15 protein-coding genes are annotated in these 18,022 nt (G+C 42.8%); 5 read left to right on the top strand and 10 right to left on the bottom strand.

What is annotated here, in order from left to right:
- Positions 1-215: 215 nt before the first annotated feature.
- The gene (locus tag M5J74_RS06825; protein ID WP_015153387.1) at positions 216-1,820 is read right to left on the bottom strand and encodes an NAD(P)H-quinone oxidoreductase subunit 4; all 1,605 of its coding nucleotides are present in this window, start codon (positions 1,818-1,820) and stop codon (positions 216-218) included.
- Positions 1,821-2,498: 678 nt separating this feature from the next.
- Between M5J74_RS06825 and M5J74_RS06830 the strand changes: the two genes are divergently transcribed.
- Complete coding sequence (locus M5J74_RS06830) at positions 2,499-3,281, top strand: class I SAM-dependent methyltransferase (protein WP_250016092.1); 783 nt, start codon at positions 2,499-2,501, stop codon at positions 3,279-3,281.
- Here M5J74_RS06830 and M5J74_RS06835 read toward each other — a convergent pair.
- The 3 genes from M5J74_RS06835 to M5J74_RS06845 all read right to left on the bottom strand — a co-directional run bounded on the left by M5J74_RS06835 (position 3,202) and on the right by M5J74_RS06845 (position 7,803).
- Positions 3,202-3,666 (bottom strand): hypothetical protein, encoded by a 465-nt coding sequence (locus M5J74_RS06835; RefSeq protein WP_015153389.1) that lies wholly within the window; start codon positions 3,664-3,666, stop codon positions 3,202-3,204. The two genes, M5J74_RS06830 and M5J74_RS06835, sit on opposite strands and share 80 nt — an antisense overlap.
- Before the next feature lie 50 nt (positions 3,667-3,716).
- On the bottom strand, positions 3,717-4,676 hold the full coding sequence (locus tag M5J74_RS06840; protein ID WP_250016093.1) for a PleD family two-component system response regulator: 960 nt from the start codon (positions 4,674-4,676) through the stop codon (positions 3,717-3,719).
- 376 nt (positions 4,677-5,052) lie between these two features.
- Positions 5,053-7,803, bottom strand: a complete 2,751-nt coding sequence (locus M5J74_RS06845) for a hybrid sensor histidine kinase/response regulator (RefSeq protein ID WP_250016094.1) — start codon at positions 7,801-7,803, stop codon at positions 5,053-5,055.
- A gap of 510 nt (positions 7,804-8,313) precedes the next feature.
- On the opposite strand from M5J74_RS06845, the gene M5J74_RS06850 reads away from it, so the two are divergent.
- Positions 8,314-8,637: a hypothetical protein gene (locus M5J74_RS06850; RefSeq protein WP_250016095.1), complete on the top strand. Its 324-nt coding sequence runs from the start codon at positions 8,314-8,316 to the stop codon at positions 8,635-8,637.
- A 36-nt stretch (positions 8,638-8,673) separates the two neighbouring features.
- Here M5J74_RS06850 and M5J74_RS06855 read toward each other — a convergent pair whose 3' ends face one another.
- Together M5J74_RS06855 and M5J74_RS06860 are read right to left on the bottom strand one after the other, a co-directional pair.
- Entirely contained in the window at positions 8,674-9,561 is an 888-nt protein-coding gene (locus tag M5J74_RS06855) for a metal ABC transporter permease (protein ID WP_250016096.1), read from the bottom strand.
- 37 nt (positions 9,562-9,598) lie between these two features.
- Complete coding sequence (locus tag M5J74_RS06860) at positions 9,599-10,339, bottom strand: metal ABC transporter ATP-binding protein (RefSeq protein ID WP_250016097.1); 741 nt, start codon at positions 10,337-10,339, stop codon at positions 9,599-9,601.
- Between the two features lie 52 nt (positions 10,340-10,391).
- On the opposite strand from M5J74_RS06860, the gene M5J74_RS06865 reads away from it, so the two are divergent.
- Both M5J74_RS06865 and M5J74_RS06870 read left to right on the top strand, forming a co-directional pair.
- Positions 10,392-11,348 carry a metal ABC transporter solute-binding protein, Zn/Mn family gene (locus M5J74_RS06865; RefSeq protein WP_015153395.1) on the top strand — a complete coding sequence of 319 codons (957 nt, stop codon included), beginning with the start codon at positions 10,392-10,394 and terminating at the stop codon, positions 11,346-11,348.
- 199 nt (positions 11,349-11,547) lie between these two features.
- Positions 11,548-12,147, top strand: coding sequence for a hypothetical protein (locus tag M5J74_RS06870; RefSeq protein ID WP_015153396.1), 600 nt, complete (start codon positions 11,548-11,550; stop codon positions 12,145-12,147).
- Between the two features lie 33 nt (positions 12,148-12,180).
- On the opposite strand, the gene M5J74_RS06875 is transcribed toward M5J74_RS06870, so the two are convergent.
- Together M5J74_RS06875 and M5J74_RS06880 are read right to left on the bottom strand one after the other, a co-directional pair.
- Positions 12,181-12,780 carry an MBL fold metallo-hydrolase gene (locus tag M5J74_RS06875; protein WP_250016099.1) on the bottom strand — a complete coding sequence of 200 codons (600 nt, stop codon included), beginning with the start codon at positions 12,778-12,780 and terminating at the stop codon, positions 12,181-12,183.
- Positions 12,781-12,835: 55 nt separating this feature from the next.
- The gene (locus M5J74_RS06880; RefSeq protein WP_250016101.1) at positions 12,836-14,389 is read right to left on the bottom strand and encodes an alpha/beta fold hydrolase; all 1,554 of its coding nucleotides are present in this window, start codon (positions 14,387-14,389) and stop codon (positions 12,836-12,838) included.
- Positions 14,390-14,597: 208 nt separating this feature from the next.
- On the opposite strand from M5J74_RS06880, the gene M5J74_RS06885 reads away from it, so the two are divergent.
- A complete protein-coding gene (locus M5J74_RS06885) occupies positions 14,598-15,209 on the top strand; it encodes a Uma2 family endonuclease (protein ID WP_041462881.1) in 612 nt (203 codons plus the stop codon).
- Here M5J74_RS06885 and M5J74_RS06890 read toward each other — a convergent pair.
- Entirely contained in the window at positions 15,186-15,374 is a 189-nt protein-coding gene (locus tag M5J74_RS06890) for a hypothetical protein (protein WP_041462384.1), read from the bottom strand. The genes M5J74_RS06885 and M5J74_RS06890 overlap by 24 nt on opposite strands.
- On the bottom strand, positions 15,362-18,016 hold the full coding sequence (locus M5J74_RS06895) for a TonB-dependent siderophore receptor (RefSeq protein ID WP_250016103.1): 2,655 nt from the start codon (positions 18,014-18,016) through the stop codon (positions 15,362-15,364). The genes M5J74_RS06890 and M5J74_RS06895 overlap by 13 nt, the downstream gene beginning before the upstream one ends.
- Positions 18,017-18,022 lie beyond the last annotated feature (6 nt).

Below are 18,022 nucleotides of genomic sequence, written 5' to 3' on the forward strand. Positions count from 1 at the left end.
ATACTAACACGGTGTATATAGCGAGTCAAACATACCCGACTTTTTTTGTCGGGATTTGTTCGACAACAACATAATTAGGGGCGCACAGCTGTGCGCCCCTACCAGACGTGTATTGCTCCAATTGAAAACCGCTATCATCATCTGGAGATGCAAAAATGTAGGGTGCGTTAGTTACTAACGCACCCTACAGATAAATACAAAGAATTGACAAATGACTATTCAGCCAAATTTGATGTCTGAGTCACGGCTAACTGAGGTGCAGCCAGCAGGCGAGAATATAGAGGAGTCTTGGGCTGCTGTGCTACCACGGTAGACAGGGCGGTACGTACTTGGCTTGCGACTGCTACCGTCTTGACATCAAAAGTTTGAGTGGCAATTTTGGGATACAAACCAATACCGACGATGGGAACTAGCAGACACATGGCGATCGCAACTTCTCTCGGTCTAGCATCGCCTAAATATGACTCGAATGCCAATTCCTGATTTTCTTTTCCATAGAAGACTTGCCGCAACATGGACAGCAAGTAAATCGGAGTCAGAATTAAACCAACAGCGGCGAGGAAGATGACGACGGTTTTAAACGCAGAACTGTAAGCGTCACTGGTGGTGATGCCGAGGAATATCGTCAACTCACCCACAAATCCGCTCATTCCGGGTAAAGCTAAAGAAGCCATTGAAGCGGCAGTGAATAAAGCAAAGACTTTGGGCATTGCTTTCGCCATCCCCCCCATCTTTTCCATGATTAAAGTATGGGTGCGATCGTAAGCTACTCCCGATAGGAAGAATAAACAAGCGGCAATTAAACCGTGGGAAACCATTTGCAATACTGCGCCGCCAATGCCTAAATCAGTGTAGGAAGCAATCCCAATCAGGACAAAACCCATGTGGGCTATGGAAGAATAAGCGAGTCGCCGCTTGAGATTACCTTGACCGAAGGCAGCAAAAGCACCGTAAATAATGTTAACTATTCCCAATATTGCCAAGACTGGTGCAAAGTAAACGTGAGCATCGGGTAGTAGTTCGATATTAAAGCGGATGAGCGCATAACCACCCATCTTTAGCAATACCCCAGCCAAAATCATTGAGATGGGGGCAGATGCTTCACTGTGAGCATCTGGTAGCCAAGTGTGCAGGGGAAATACTGGCAATTTAACAGCGAAGGCGATAAAGAATCCCGCATAGGCTAGCATTGCCAAGACTTTAGGATAGTGTTTCAGCCCCAGGGCAGTCAAATCGAAGGTGACTGTATCCCCGTAAAAAGCCATTGCTAAACCAGATATCAGAATAAATATAGAAGCAGCAGCAGTATACAGAATAAACTTAGTGGCAGCGTAGCGCCGCTTTTGTCCTCCCCAAATGGAGATCAGCAAGTATACAGGGACTAGCTCGATTTCCCACATTAAGAAGAACATCAATACATCTTGGGCAACAAACACGCCAATTTGGGCGCTGTACATGACCAAGATTAGGAAGTAGAACAAGCGTGGCTTGTTTGTCACGTTCCACGCTGCCAATGTTGCCATCGTGGTGATAAAACCTGCTAGCAACACTAGAGGCATGGATAAACCGTCAACGGCAACCGACCAGTTTAAACCAATCTGGGGAATCCAAGCATAGCTTTCGACGAGTTGATATGTAGAGTTTTGTAAATCAAAATGCTGCCAAAAGGCATAGAGCATGATGCAGAAATCTGCAATCCCGACTCCGAGAGCATACCAGCGAACAATGCCTTTAGAGTCTGGAATCAAAGGAATGGCTAGGCTGGCTACTAGCGGTAGTAGGGTGATGATGCTTAGCCAAGGGACTTGTTCGGGAAACATGGCTGGGAATAAATACTTACTATCTATGGCTTCTATTTTATTAAGTTAAGTAAAGATTTGCAAAGGTAATTTTACCTGCTTTGCTAAAAATTTTAACTTTTACAGTAAAAATACTTACAACACATTGCAGTATAAAAAACTACTTATACAATATGGTAGTACTGAGAAATACTATCATTGAGCAACTCGCACGCCAGAAGCAGCGATAAAGAAAAATCACCATGTTGCTCTTCGCTACATTTACACTGAGTAGTCTTCAGTATTACACGCAAATAAAAGTCTATAAATAGGTTATTCAACAGAAATAAAATGATATTTTTTATACTGTAATTTTTCCTTGATAAATAAAATTTTAGACAGTTACACAAAATATTTAAAGTAACTTTGAACACAGTTTATCTACTGAGCAAATAAGTCATCGATTTGCTAAAACAAAGCAATTTTAGTCGGCGAACGAAATCACTTGTTCTTACTCGTCAAATTTAGAATCTTCCTATTTTTTAAAAAACTTTTTATACTACTCTTTAAATCAGAAAAAATTTGATAGCTAGGTCGAGTCAGGAAGTAAATCTCAGCTCAGATCGATCGCGGATTGACTACTTTTACCTTAAATAAAATGGTCGAGATTGCTAAAAGTTTTTCTGACAATAATTTATTTTAATTAAGGTTATTGTATCTATGAGTATTCTCAGGCAGGCTAAGGATCTTGCTAAACTAGCTCTTCCTAAACCCTTAGTCAATCAAATTCAAAGCTGGTTAGCTCTGATATCTGTCACTAGAAGGAAGGGTTTCAGCTTTTATCTAAACTCTCCCGATCGCTTCGTATTAGAAGATGCAATTATTCCCTACATCGTCAAATGTAATGAATTTCACAAAATCCTATTTGTTGGTAGCGACTGGTACACTAAACCGTACAATCGCTATTTCAAAAATAAAGAGTACTGGACGATTGAAATTAATCCGAACAGAAAAAAATTCGGTTCTAAACGACACGTTGTTGACTCGCTATTAAACTTAAGCCAGCATTTTGCCCCTGGTTACTTTGACTTAATAGTTTATAACGGTGTCTTCGGACATGGGATTGATAGTAAAGAAGCAACAGAGATATCGTTTCAGCAATGTTTTCAATGCTTGCGTCCAGGCGGAATGTTAGTGTTTGGCTGGAATGATGTTACCAGACACAAACCTTTCCCTGTGATTGAAGAATGTCAAAACTTGCGACAGTTTGAACCCGTTGTTTTCAGTCCCCTCGCTACTAGCCAGTATCTTGTCGCTGAGAGTAGCGATCGCCATGTATTTAATTTTTATCAGAAGCCTTTGCCTGTAGTTGTAGAGATGCATTACGATACACCCCTACAATCTATATCTAAACCACCTGTATCTAAACTACGCGATTCACAATCGTCCACACGTCTCCATCAGAACGGACATGAGGGACTGAAATCGTTTGAAAGCCAGTGATAAACGGTTTGTAGTAAACTTGCCAATAACTCGGACTGATTCGATCTGCGATCGCTTTAAGCGCGCGGATTTCTTCGGCTAATTCTCCTGCAAGTTCGTTGATTCGATCGGCGTGAACTTTAGCTTGCGTTCTCCCTTCCTCGACGTGTTGCTCGATCGATTGATATTGCGATCGCACCTGCAAGGCGCTGAATTCGGCGCGTTTTTGTCGCAGTTGCGCCGTCAAAGCTGCTAAGCTTTCTAGTAGCTGTGCTAAGCTATCGTTTGTTGTTTGCGCCTGGGTAGAGCTACTTTCTGGTGACTCAGCGCTGAGGGAGGCGCATTCTTGCTGTAAAGCCGCAATTTGTGCGCGAATTGCCTCAATCTCTGCTTGGTTTGGTTGCATTGTATTGGTATACCAAATTCTTTGGATCTCTTATCTAGCTTGCCAGTCTTCTAGAAGCGATCGCAAATACAATAAGTATTACGTCCTTGCTGTTTGGCACAATAGAGAGCGCGATCGGCAGCAGCGATCAATTTTTCAGTTGACATTTCCCGATGCGGAAGTTGACTGCTAATTCCTAAAGACACAGTGACGTATGCACTGACTTCAGACTGAGAATGGAGAATCTGAAGCTGTTCGATCTCTGCTTGAATGCGTTCGGCGACTCGAATTGCACCTTCAGTATTGGTATTTGGCAAAATAATTCCGAATTCTTCACCACCATATCTTGCGACTAAATCTGCCGGACGTGTCACAGCACGCATCAACGCTTTGGCAATGCTTTGTAAACAAATATCTCCAGCGATATGACCGTAGCAATCGTTGTATTTTTTAAAGTAATCGACATCGCACAAAATTAAAGCTAGCGGTGCTTGCTCCCGTGCTAGTCGCCGCCACTCTCTCTCGATACAAGTATCAAATTGGCGACGATTAGCAATTTGGGTCAAGCTATCTATATAGATGAGATTTTGTAATTCCTGATTGGCTTTTTGCAGCGCGATCGCTTGTTCCGTTACTGTGCGCGTTAAAAAGCTCAATTGTAAATGTACTGACACTCTGGCGATAACTTCTGCTTCGTAAAATGGTTTTGTAATATAGTCTACTGCTCCGACAGCAAAACCTTTAATTTTAGCCTGCGGATCGGCTAAAGCAGTGATAAAAATAATGGGGATTTTTTGCGTGGCTGGATTTGCTTTGAGTATGCTACAGGTTTCAAATCCATCCAGTGCTTCCATCTGGACATCTAATAATATGAGATCTGGTGGCTCGCAATTTACCAGCTCGATCGCGCTTTCACCATCTATTGCAACTCTAATGTTAAATCCTGCACTTTTTAGCGTACGCGATAAGACTGACAAGTTTGTGGGGTTGTCATCCACAATTAATATCAGTCCGTTATTTAGAGCTTTCATTAAATTATTATAAGATTAAATTTAAAAATAGAGCTACTATTGAAAAAATAAACTTAAACGCAGATTTAAGCTGGGGTGATACAAATGAACATTGATGATTTATTTGTAGTTTATGCGTTAAGCGATCGGATTAATATTTAATATAGCAGTCATAAATATTTTGCGAACAACAGATAATTGTCTGTTGTTCGCATCTATCATTTCTATGGCGGCATAGAAGCCTATTTTACGTCCATAAATCAAATATAGCAATTCTCAATTGCGTGTATGACATTTGTAGGGACGCACGGCTGTGCGCCCCTACAGAACGTGTGCTTTACCCAATTGAAAACCGCTATAATAATGCTATAATAAAAAGCTATATCTCATCATTGCTTCAATTTTTTATGTATTTTTGCAGTTTTTCTCGTAGTTGTTTAACCTGAAAGTTTTCGGTTAACTGAATAATTTCTTGAGCAAAATATAGATATCGATCGCTTAACTTTTCTAATTGATAGGCTACGGTTAAAATATTATCCAGATCGCCTTTTCTGACGAGTTCGTATAGTTGAGTCAAGATTTCATCTGGAGGCAGCTCGGTTTGATGAGGCTGGCTAGCATAATCTTGAATTGATGAGACTATTTGATTTTCTTGTTGTTCGTAAATCCAAGTTAAATTTAAATGCGATCGCAACATTTCTAATAAAATTTCTGCTTGTATTGGTTTGGGTAAAAATTCATCGGCTCCAGCAGCTAAACTACGGTATTGATTAGTTTCAAATACACTAGCAGAAGAGGCGATCGCGACAATTCCAGAAAGTTGCTCTGAGACGCGAATTTTCTGTAACAGTTCAAAGCCGTTCATCAGTGGCATTACTAAGTCAGTAATAATGAGATCGGGATGAAATTTATACGCTTTTTCTAAACCTTCTCGACCGTTTTCAGCCTCTACTAGTTCAAATCCAATTGGCTCTAAAAGACTGACAATAACAGAACGATTCTCCCAGCGATCGTCAACTACTAAAATTTTCTGCTTATTGCCATGAAAACCAACAATCTTACCTTGAGACCTTAGCCTAGCTATGTCCAACCATCTTGTAGTTTCAGTCACTTCTAGATCGAACCAAAAAATACTACCTTTTCCTATTTGACTAGATACCTGAATGGTACTTTTCATCAAAGAAACAATTTTCTGGGTAATTGCTAGTCCTAAACCACTTCCTTGCGCTTGGTATTTATTATCTCCCACTTGCTCGAAGGGTAAAAAAATCTTTGTTAATTGTTCGGCTGTCATGCCTACACCAGTATCCTCGATTTGAAACCTTACCTGATAATTTAAATTTTCGAGTTTTCGGCTTTTAACTGTAAATTTAACTTCCCCGCGCTCTGTAAATTTAATTGCATTGCCGAGCAAGTTAATTAATACCTGGCGCAAACGCTTCTCATCAGCGTAAATCCCAGAAGGTATTTCGCTTTCCGCACTATAAACGAAAGCAATTTTCTTTTGCTCGGCACGAACGCTACAAATTTCTACTACCCCTTGTAGAAAAGCAGGAAAATGAAATTCAATGGGATAAAGTTCCATCTTGCGCGCTTCAATTTTTGAAAGATCGAGAATCTCATTAATTAGGGTAAGGAGATGATTGCCACACTGAGAGATAATACTAATTCCTTTATGTTCTTGCTCTGTAATTCTTGAAGAACGCTGGAGAATTTGAGCGTAACCTAAAATCCCATTTAAGGGAGTCCGTAGTTCATGGCTCATATTAGCCAGAAATTCGCTTTTGGCTTGATTCGCAGCATCAGCAGCTTCTTTTGCTAATTGCAGTTGGAGAGTACGTTCGCTCACGCGCTGTTCTAATGCTTGATTTGTCGTTTCTAAAGCTGCAAAAGATTCTCTTAATTGTCCTGCCATTTGGTGAAAGGACTTAGCTAAAATATCGAGTTCTTGAATACCTTTAACTGTGATTGTTTGCGTTAAATTTCCAGCAGCAATTTCCTGACTGGCTCGACTCAGCTTTAAAATTGGTTGAGTAATCCAACGAGAAGTATAAACACCAATTACTGTAGCGATCGCTAATGCTCCCAAACAGAGCAATATTGTAGTACGGGTGTTGGCGTTAATTTGTGCCATGAAATCAGATTCAGGTACGACAACAACCACTAACCAGTCCAAACCGTATTTATCTCGCCACGGTGTCAGTTGGACGAACTGGCGTTTTCCTGCCAGCATATACTCTAGCTGTTGGCTATGTTGAATTTGTTTTAAGCTGTCAAACTTAGTTTGTAAATATTGTGCTGTAGATTGAATTAAGCGATCGCGACTGTTGAGAAAATTAAGCCGCTGTGCTTTACCATTCACAATTGTATATGGCGGTTCAGGACTCGAACTTCCTACAGCTAATCCATTCCGTTCGACAATAAAAATTTTTCCCGACTGACTCACTTGTATGTGGCGCAAGAAATCACCAATCTGTGTGAGGCGCAGATCGGCGCTAATAACTCCTAGCAATGCTTTATTTTTGTTGTAAATCGGGTAGCCAGCCGCAACCGATAAAATATCTGGATCTTCATCCCAAGCGTAAACCTGACTCCAAGTTGGTTTACCTGCTCGCGCCGTATCTTGAAAAACAGACTCCGATCGCGGATCGTAATCTGGCAAGCTCTTAATTAACTTAGTACGATTGCCACGACTATCTGTAGCATATATATAATCTTTTCTTTTAGTAGCTGAAGAGACTTCATCAATTACAGCCTCTTGGGGATTTTTGTAATAGCCAGCTGCGGCAAATTCACCTTTTACTGTTGCGTAAGAAATATAGCCAACATTAAACACCTGTAACTGTTTCCAGAAGTAATGTCCTAGTTTAGGATAGTTTTGCAAGTCCAAATGTCCTAGTTCTACCGCATCGGCATTGATTTGATTAATTTGATGTGGAGTGGCTAGATAAGCGTTAAGGTGTTCGTTAACAAGTCGGCTAGCTTTTGTCATTAGCTGATTAGCTAGGTCGTTTATCGTCTGCTGGCTATTTCGGAAGGAGAAATACCCTACTAGTCCCACAGCAGCAAAGATTTGTAGCACAAACGGCACGACTAGAATCAGGCGTAGTGGTAGCTTTTTAGAATCGGTAGTAACGGAATTCCGCATAGTTTACAACTTTCATAGATGAAAGATTCTTCTATTGACAATAAAATTATTCTACGAAAATAAATAAATCACTGCTTACGAGCGATCTATATAAAGCCTTATTCATAAACCTATTTGGCTACATAACTGAGAAATTTTCACTTGCTTTTAATATTTGCAGCTATAGCAGTCCTATTTGATTCATGAACGCGGAGCAGGAGAAGCCTGCTTTACAAATCATTTAGAACTGCTATAGAAGTTGAAGTCATCTAGCAATTTAATTAGGAGCTTATCTAACATCATGTTCAATAATGAACACCAAATTAAGTAAAATATGCCACACTAAAAAAAGTAAAATGTAATACTAAAAAGATCGATTGACGAGCGCGTTTGTAAATCTAGACAACTAAGTGTGGCGATCGATCTCTTTTCTGTGATGCATAAATTTTAGATAATTGAAAAAATTGTTTACAAAATAGCTCAAATCAGTTAAAATCTGCGCCAACCAGATAATTCTTTATGGCGTGACTTATGAAGTTATCTAAATTAGCCTTATTTGCCTGTCCTACGCTGATGGCATTAATACTTATAGCTCCCGATTCAGCTCAGGCTAGAGAAATTGTGACTCAACCTAACGATACCTCAAAATCGGTATCTCCTCCCTTAGTTGACATAGTATTCGATCGCCCAACTCCTAAACCTTTTACCAATGTTACAGAAAATCCATCAAAAGATGAAGTTCCTACTTTAGATTTCACTGATGAAGAGTCGCAGGCTGCAATTCAAAGATATGGTTGTGACTGTTCTAGTTGTATCGTTGCAGTTCAGCAATTACAAGGTAAGCTACCGCTTTGACAGTGTAGAGACGTTACATGTAACGTCTCTATATTTTTAAATTCGTTTGTTCGATTGTTTGAATTGACCTAAGATCGAAAGAGAACGATTTGCTACTGCTGGCTGGGTTAAAATGCCCTGGGAAGGGCTGAATAATAGTGCTAATATAAATAACCCTGAAACTACTAAGACAATCGCCGCACCAGAAGGAACATTGAAATAGTAACTAAAATACATTCCAGTGACACTACTAAAAATTCCAATAATCGATCCAAAAATCATCATTTGATGTAATTCTTTCACGAGTAAGTAAGCTGTAGCTCCAGGTCCAATTAAAAGCGAAACTACTAACACTATACCTACTGCTTGCATACTCGCAATAATTGTTAAGGTAATAGCAGATGTTAAGCCTAAGTGAATTAAAGTGACTGGTAGACCGACAGCTTGAGCGCCCAAGGGATCGAAAGTATAGAATAATAGTTCCTTGTAAAATAGCTTAACTAATAGCAATATGATGATGGCGATCGCGAAAGTTTTCCATACATCGATTGTGGTGACTCCTAAAAGATCGCCAAAGAGAAATTGATGTAAGTCTAGTTTACTTTTGAGTATGGTAATTAGTGTAATTCCTAATGCCAAAAAGCCCGAAAAAACCAAAGCCATTGCTACATCAACTTTGATTCGAGACTGAGACTGAATCCAAGAGATGACAAACGTGCTGAGCGTACCGGAAATAAATGCACCGACAAATATATCAATTCCTAGAAAAAATGCGATCGCTAGTCCTGGTAACACTGCATGAGCGATAACATCTCCTAATAAACCCATCCGTTGTACGATTAAGTAAGTGCCGATAACCGAGCAAAGTATACCTAGTAAAATTGCTGTTACTAGCGCTAAACGCATAAATTCAAAATTTAGCGGTTCGAGTAATAAGTTAGTCATTTGTCATTTATTATTTGTTATTTGTTCGTGAGAGCTACTAATTCCGAATTCCGAATTCCGAATTCCGAATTAACAAAATGCTGTCACCGTAGGCGCGTTGGATGTTGGCTGTTGTCGTGACTTCTTTGAGAGAACCGTTGGCGATTAACTGACGATTTAATAATAAGAGCCGATCGCATTTGATTAATGTTGTGGCGAGATCGTGGGTAATAACTAATAGAGTTTTACCTTGCAATTTTAATTCGGAAAATACATCAAACATAATTGTTTCGGTTTTCTTGTCGATACCAACAAATGGCTCGTCAAAAAAGAATAATTCTGCTTCCTGTGCTAGCGATCGCGCTAAGAAGACTCGCTGCTGTTGTCCGCCGGATAACTCGCCAATTTGTCTGTGACGCAGTTCCCACATCCCAACTCGATCTATAGCAGTAGCGACAATTTGCTTAGATTGACGATTGGGTTCGCGCCACCATCCCGTCTGTCTCGTTCGTGCCATCATGACAACGTTCCACACGGTCACGGGATAATCCCAGTCAATTTGCGTGCGTTGAGGGACGTATGCTACTGCATTCAGCTGTTGTTGTAAGGCGCGATCGCGATACTTTACCACTCCACTTACAGCTGGTACTAAACCCAACATTGCCTTGACCATCGTGCTTTTACCCGCACCATTAGGACCGATCGCGCCAACGATTTGTCCTGGTTGCAGGCGAAAACTGACATCTTCAACAGCAGATACACCTCGATAGCTGACGGTTAAATGTTGGACTTCTAACATACGCCTTCTTATAGCACAATGATAATCATTATCACCCAAGCTCGAAAAGAAGATGTTAAAGTTGTCTGTCAAATCTATAGCGACCTTTGCGATCGCACTTGGTCTAGCTGGATTGAATCTTAAAGGGGATGAGGCGATCGCGCAGAAAAATAACTTACCACTTGTAGTTGCAACTAACAGCGTTACCTGCGGATTAACTCAAGAAATCGCGGCAAACACCATAGACTTAAAATGTTTAATCGAGCCTGGTGCTGACCCTCACTTATATCAACCGAAACCAGAAGATAGCAAAGCGATCGAGCAAGCGCAATTAATTTTGTATGGTGGTTACAACTTTGAGTCTGGTCTCATTAAACTAATCAAAGCCACCTCTAACCCCGTACCTAAAGTAGCAGTGCATGAGATTGGCGTTCCCAAACCCCAACAACTTGAGGAAGACGGACAAACCGTTACCGATCCGCACGTCTGGCATAATGCCCAAAACGGTATTCGCATCGCCAATGCGATCGCTGACTCCTTGTCAAAAGCATTTCCGAATAACACCGCAAAATATACCAGCAATACCAAACAACTGACGGGTGAACTCAAACAGATCGATACTTGGATTAAATCCCAGATTCAGACAATTCCACCTGGACAGCGTAAATTAGTCACCACCCACGATGCAATGGGTTACTATGCAAATGCTTATGGAATTCCAATTGAAGGAGCCTTACAAGGGATTAGCACTGAAGAAAGACCTACAGCTGCCAGGGTAGCAGAACTCGTCAAAGATATCAGAAAATCTGGCGTTCCGACAATATTTGCCGAAAAGACAGTTAATCCGCAACTGATTGAAGCTGTAGCAAGGGAAGCAAAAGTCAAAGTTGCAGATAGAGAACTCTACGCTGATGGATTAGGAGAACCAGGCACAGACGGCGATACTTACCCAAAGATGCTAGTTGCCAATACCCGCACGATTGTCGAGGGATTAGGGGGTAGTTATGCGGCATTTGAGTCCGCGCCGTAGTTTCGGGAGTCGGTAGGGGCGCACAGCAGTGCGCCCGTACGGGAGAGTCGCAATTCACAATTCAAAATTGGGACAAGGGAGTGTCAACTGCCAACCAACAACCAACAACCTTCAAACAATAAATTTCTTGACATTTCCAAAAAAATATGGTTATCTCTAGTAGACTTTTGGCGAATAAAGCTCAGAAGGAGGTTGGGGCGTGTTTTATCGTTGTGCCGTGTTGGGAATTTTAGGGTTGTTGGCTAGTAACGTACCTGCTTACGGTCAAAGCTGTGAATCGTTAAATGCGATCGGGGGTGATGGGACGCAGGTAAGAAAAATTGTTTCCGCACCAGGAATGCTGATCTCTCGGAATAACTACAATACCGATTTTGGCGTACCGGGTGGTGCTACGTTCGATCGCTTTGTCATCGATCTGATGCCAGAACAGACTGCTAAGTACAACATATCGGTTTACCTGAAATATAGCGATGGTACGAAGGATCAGTTCTATCGCAATTCTTCGGTGAGGCTGCTAGAAGGTCAACCGCTAAAAATTGCAGCTATTCCCCGTCGTGACAATCAACCCTATCAGGTCAATGTGAGAGTTGGAGATATCAGCACTACAGGTCATAAATATTCGGTTTCTGTAGCTGGTTGTGTGGTAGAAGAGGAATTTGGAGATGCAGGCACTTCCGAAAGAGCGAACGATCTCGACAGAACGGAAAATACAGAACTTCCCCCTAGTTTGGAAGATCCTAACCGAGTCGAAAATACCGAACTCCCAATAACTCTAGAAGATCCTAACCAACTGCATTAGGGTGTAGTATCCTACGTTCCACACCCCATACCCTCATAGCGTTGCTGCTAGTTCCTTGAGGCGATCGCTACCATTGCGGAAGATCGACCAACCATCACCTACGAGTACGGTTTCAATACTATCGATCGCAGCAATGCGGCGGACTGAGGCTACAGCATCCGCTTTGTGACTGAGCTTATTATCGGGCAAAATTGTCAGGCTACCAGCTTTGGGGGCGCGAATTAAGTCACCTGTAATTAAAGTTTTACCTTCAATTAACAGTGCCAATTCTCCAAGAGTTTTGGAACCAGATAAAGCAAAAACTTGTAACCCTGAGACTAACTCATCCCCATCCATCAACCAGCAGTCGCACGCAATGGGGAAGGTTTCTTTCTCACCTAATGGGGCAGCAATTTTCGCTCCGGTGACATGGGCGATCCCTTTAGCTGCTCTGATATGGTCGGAATTCGTGATAATAATCCAAGCTGCACCACCAAAAGAATTGAGGCGATCGAAATCGTAGTTTGATAATGCTAAAGGATCGATGAGGATATTACCTTTGGGGCGAATCCAAATGTAGCTATTGAAATCCATGTTTCGATCGCGGTCGAAAATCGACCATGTATACATATCTGGGCGATGCAACGATTTCATAAGCCATTCTCGATTGCTAACACTGATATTATTGGCAACTGAATTTAAGCTTAGGTTATCCTACCAGGGGAAAAGCAGCCGCGATCGCCCAACTGAAAAATAGAGAACATCCAATTGCATAAGCCCAAACATCTTTGACAGAGGCAGATGCGATCGCGAACATTGCCAAAAATAAGGGGAAGATAGGCAATAAGAGGAAGATAAAACCAATTTGGGGCAGCATTTGGATTGTTGCCAACAGTCCTATGACTAAGACTAAACTTTGTCCCAACCACCAAATAAATCGCGATTTAAGGCTACTTTGTCTTTGGGCAATACCGGAAGCAAGCAGCCAGGGAAAACACAGCAACGATAACCACAGCCACAGTTGCAAGCGAACGGGAACCAACCACCACTGTAACCAGACTACCTGCGCCATCGCCCCAAAAGCAACCCAAAGCAGGAGAAACAGCCCCAAACCCAATCCCAATCCTGCTGGAGTCAAACGCGGTAAACGCAAGTTAGCCAACAGCCAGACGATACCAGCCGCATAAAACCAAATTCCCAACGCACCACCTACTAACACGCCACCTAAGCTGGCAATGTCTGTGTTGCGGTTTAGTAATGCGAGTATGCCAATTGCCCCTAAAGGACTCAAGATTAAACCAATCCAACTTTTAAGGCGATCGCTTTTACTTACAGTGTCAGAATTGTGAACCTGAATTGCTGCTTGAAACAGCAGATCTGATACTCCTCTTGCAGGAAAGCGCTGCCAGATTCTCGGTGGCTGACGTAGTGTTGGCTCGCTTGAGATCGTAGGAGCAACAGCGCCTAAGATGAGAAGCCACGCAAATAGATGTACGCCATACCAAGTCATGCGATTATCTATATAATTGCTGGAATTTTGAATACCAAAACTGCGATCGAGCCAGGTTTTAGCTGCTTGGTGGCTAGCTTGGCGAAAAAGAATAGTAATATGTTCGGCATTGGGGATAATAACGAGCGATCGCCCTTGACTTTCTCCCCCTGCTTGTTGTAGTAATTGCTGGGCAGTGGCAACAAAACGCGGTTCCCAATTTCCTGCCTGTAGTTGCAAGTTAGCGGGAACTTGGGGTGTAACTGCGGCTCTAGTAGGAGAGATCGCCACAGTTGCAGTAAAGCGATCGCTTTGTTGAATTGCTGCTGTCATCGCCGCACCGCTACCCATCGAATGTCCCAATACAGCGACTCGTTGCGGATCGACTCTAGGCTGAGCGAGTAAAGCTTTGTATGCAGTATCGAGATCGGCTTGGAGTGACGATCGTGCCAAGGGTTTGCTATTAGCTCCATGCCCGCTAAAATCCCACAACATCACCGCATAGCCTGCATGAGCCAGCGTGTAGGCATAACCCAACATTAATTGCTTAGAGCCTGCAAAACCGTGAGCTATCAGTACTCCTGGTATTTTTGGCGATCGCACTGGTGCGACATACAGCATTGGTATGCCATCTCTAGAGAGGGATTGTACGATTAGCCCAGTTCTTACAGCCGCAATTTGCCACCAGGAAAGTACGATGAGGAGTAAAGCAATAATAAATAGAAATAAGCGTTGGCGAGTCACAATAATCGGGAGTCGTAGGGGCGGGTTCACTCAGAATATTAGTTGAGAAAAGAGTTTTTTGGTGAACCCGCCCGTACGGGAGTGGGATAGAAAAATTCACTACCGATTACTCAGCCTACAATAATGGAGCAATTTTATGGCGATAACAATTCGCGCCAGATTGACGCAAAGGATTTTATCTCCGTGGTAGAAGCTTCGATATTTTAATATGGAAGGACGAATTGGAGTGCGAATCCTGATGAATTCTCAACTATTGTCTTCAGCGATTTCACAACCCTTGTCAGAACAGCGTGTAGTGCTGGAGGGCGTAAGTTGGCAGCAGTATGAATTGTTGCTAGCAACCTTGGGCGATGATTTTCCAGGGTTGCGGTTGAGCTATTTGGAAGGAACTCTAGAAATTATGACCACCTCTTCACTGCACGAAGAACTCAAAAAAACGATTGGGATGTTAATGGAGGCGTACTTTCAGGAGTCGCGCATCCGCTTTCATGCAATCGGCTCGGCAACATTTCGTAAGGTGGCGAAACAGCGCGGATTGGAGCCAGATGAGTGCTATTGCTTGGGGCAGAAAAAGGAGTTTCCCGATCTAGCGATTGAGGTTGTATTGAGTAGTGGCATGGTGGATAAGCTAGAGATTTATCGCGGGTTGAGGGTAACGGAAGTGTGGGTTTGGGAAAGCGGGCAATTTACGATTTATCATCTACGCGCTGAGGAATACGAGCGAATTACAACAAGCGAGTTATTGCCGGATTGTGACACGGGGTTATTAGCAAACTATGTGAAACCAGAGGAACAGTTTGATGCGGTGATGGCGTTTCGAGAGCAACTAAGAACGCGATCGCCAGGATGAATCAGCGCGATCGCTATTTGCGTAGACGACGGATGAGACAAAAATCGAATTTTGTTCTAAAGGCTGCTGCAAAGTAGCTGTGACTGCGAAAGCTGTTTGCATGGCGATCGCCCGTGATGGATGTAAAGAACTATTATTCTCTGTTACAGATACTAAAACTCCCACGAAACTGTACCCAGCACTGTAAACGGCGCACCAGGGAAAACATTTGAGCCTAAGCTACCTTCAAAATAATCGATATCGAACAGATTTCTAAAATTGAGGGCAGCACGGAAGCGATCGCGATTGTAAAAAATTGCAGCATCTGTCCGCAAATAGCTAGGAACTTGAAAGCTATTGTCTAAATCCCCTTGCCGTTCGCCGACATAAAACAAGCCCAAGCCAAACCCTAACCCTTGTAATGTACCCTGCTGAATTTCATAACTTGTCCACAGATTAAAGGCATTTTCAGGAACGTTATCTAAACGATTACCCACGGGAAGCGTGTTGTCTTCGGTAATTTGGGCATCGGTGTAAGCATAACTTGCGATAATGTTCCATCCAGGGAGAATTTCGCCTGCAATTCTGAGTTCAACACCTCGGCTGCGCTGCTCCCCTGTTTGAATCTGAAACTCTAGATTATCTGGGTCTTCCGTTGTGACATTAGTGCGGGTCAGGTGATAAAGTGCCAGAGTTGCTGAAAGTTGCTCGCTCACGTCTGCTTTGAGCCCAATTTCATATTGAGTCCCGCCCTCTGGTTCAAATGCGCCACCACCAAAGGCAGTGCCTTGAACTGGAAGAAACGATTTGCTATTGCTAGCATAGAGTGAAATCGGTTGAATCGGCTGATAAACAAGCCCGACACGGGGACTGAACGCATCCCCCGATGCACTGTCGATATCGCTTTGAAAACGAAAGTCTTGTTCAAATAGATCGAATCGCCCGCCCAACAATAACTTGAGATTTTCTGTTAGTGTTACCAGATTTTGAACATAAATCCCCAGAGTTCTTGTTAGTTGATCTCCATCAAAAGCGTCGATGGATGATTCAGTAGCACGCCCGTACACAGGGTCAAATATGTCTAACGTTGTTGGGATAATGCTAGGTCGGTCAAATGCTAAGAATGAGCTGCTCAAATCGATTCCCAGGAGTAGCTCGTGGTTAATTGACCCAGTTGAAAATTTGCCCGTCAGGTAAGTAGCTAGGTCGTAGTCTTCGTAATCAACTGTGTTGTCGATCGCCTGACGATTTAAGGTTCGATTATCGTCGGCAAGACCATCTTCAGTAAGAATATAGAACTCATTTCCAGGTTCATTGCTTTGAATTCTTGCCGAGAAAACATTTTGTAATGCCCAGTTGTCGCTGAATTGATGTTCTAACCGATAGCCTACTCTGGTAATAGTGTTATTAATAGTACCGTCAGGTTCTCCAGTGAAGCGATCGCGCGGGATTTCACCATTTGGATTAGGAAGTACTGTACCCACTGCTGGCAAGCCTTGGTAACTAACAATGCTTCTTTCTGTGTATTCGCCTTCTAAGGTTAAGCGAGTTCGCTCTCCAATATCCACACTTACGACAGGCGAAATAGTGAAGATACTGGCTTCAATAAGATCGATGAAGCTGCCTCGATTCTGGTAGCCGACATTGAGACGATATAACAGTGTTTTGGAGTCGTTTAATGGTCCCGATAGATCGATCGCACCCTCATAGAAGTCATAATTGCCAATGGTGGCATCAATAGCATAGAAAGGATCGCGTAAGGGTTGTTTCGTCAGTATGTTGATAGTTCCGCCTGGATTGGCGTTTCCATAAAGCACAGAAGCTGGACCTAAGAGTGCTTCGATTCTTTCGATATTGGGGGTAAAATCCCTAAGTATATCTCCACCTTCCCTTAATCCATTTCTGAGAAAATTACCACCACTACGGCTTGACGTACCAAAGCCTCGAATAATGTACCCAGCTTCGCTGAAACTGTCTGGACCACTATTTGTAGTTACCCCACTTACGTTTCTCAAGGCTTCATCTAGGGTATTAACATTCTGGTCGCGCAATACTTCCTGGGGTACAACCTGGATTGATTGGGGAATGTCACGCAATGGTGTATCGGTTCGAGTTCCTACGCTGGTATTCGGTACGCGATAGCCCTCTTCCCGCTCATCCGTCACCACAATTTCCATTTCCTCGTCCCCTTGTGCGGTTCCATCTGGCGCGGGTGCTTGTGGTGCAGGGATTTCCTCTTGTACTTCTGGTGTAGATTCTCCTGGTTGAGTCGGAGTTTGAGGCAGCGCGGTTTCTCCTTCTGGTGGCGCTGACTGAGGTATTTGGGCTGTGGGAACAGTAGGAGTAGTTAAACTGAAAACGGTATTGCCATTACTCTGCCTGACCTTTGCTACTGGTATACCTTCAGAGCCGATCGCACTTATCCTAATCCCATTTGCTCCCTGCTGGGTAACGCTGACAACGGTAATTCCTGCAATGGGGTTGTCCTGACGAAAGCTTCCTTCTGGTAGAGCTAGACGAGCATTGACAATGTTAGCTACATATGTTCTCCCGTAGCCAGAAGTTACAATCGATAGCGGTTGCTTGCTAGTAGTTTCTAATAACACTTCCAAACCGCTAGCAGTTTGGTTAAGTCGTACCCCTGTAATCTCGATTGGCGTTGAAGTTTGAGCCAGCCAGTCTTTAACAGTTGTTGCCGGACGTTGCAAATCTTGGAGTCGGGATTCAGTTTTAACTTCAGCCGCTCGACTCGGCAATATTCCCAGCAAGCTCAACGCTATAGAGGCGATCGCCCATACGCAAATCCTTGACGACTTCCAGCCACTCATATTCAC

This window comes from Chroococcidiopsis sp. CCNUC1 (assembly GCF_023546805.1).
Lineage (GTDB): Bacteria > Cyanobacteriota > Cyanobacteriia > Cyanobacteriales > Chroococcidiopsidaceae > Chroococcidiopsis > Chroococcidiopsis thermalis.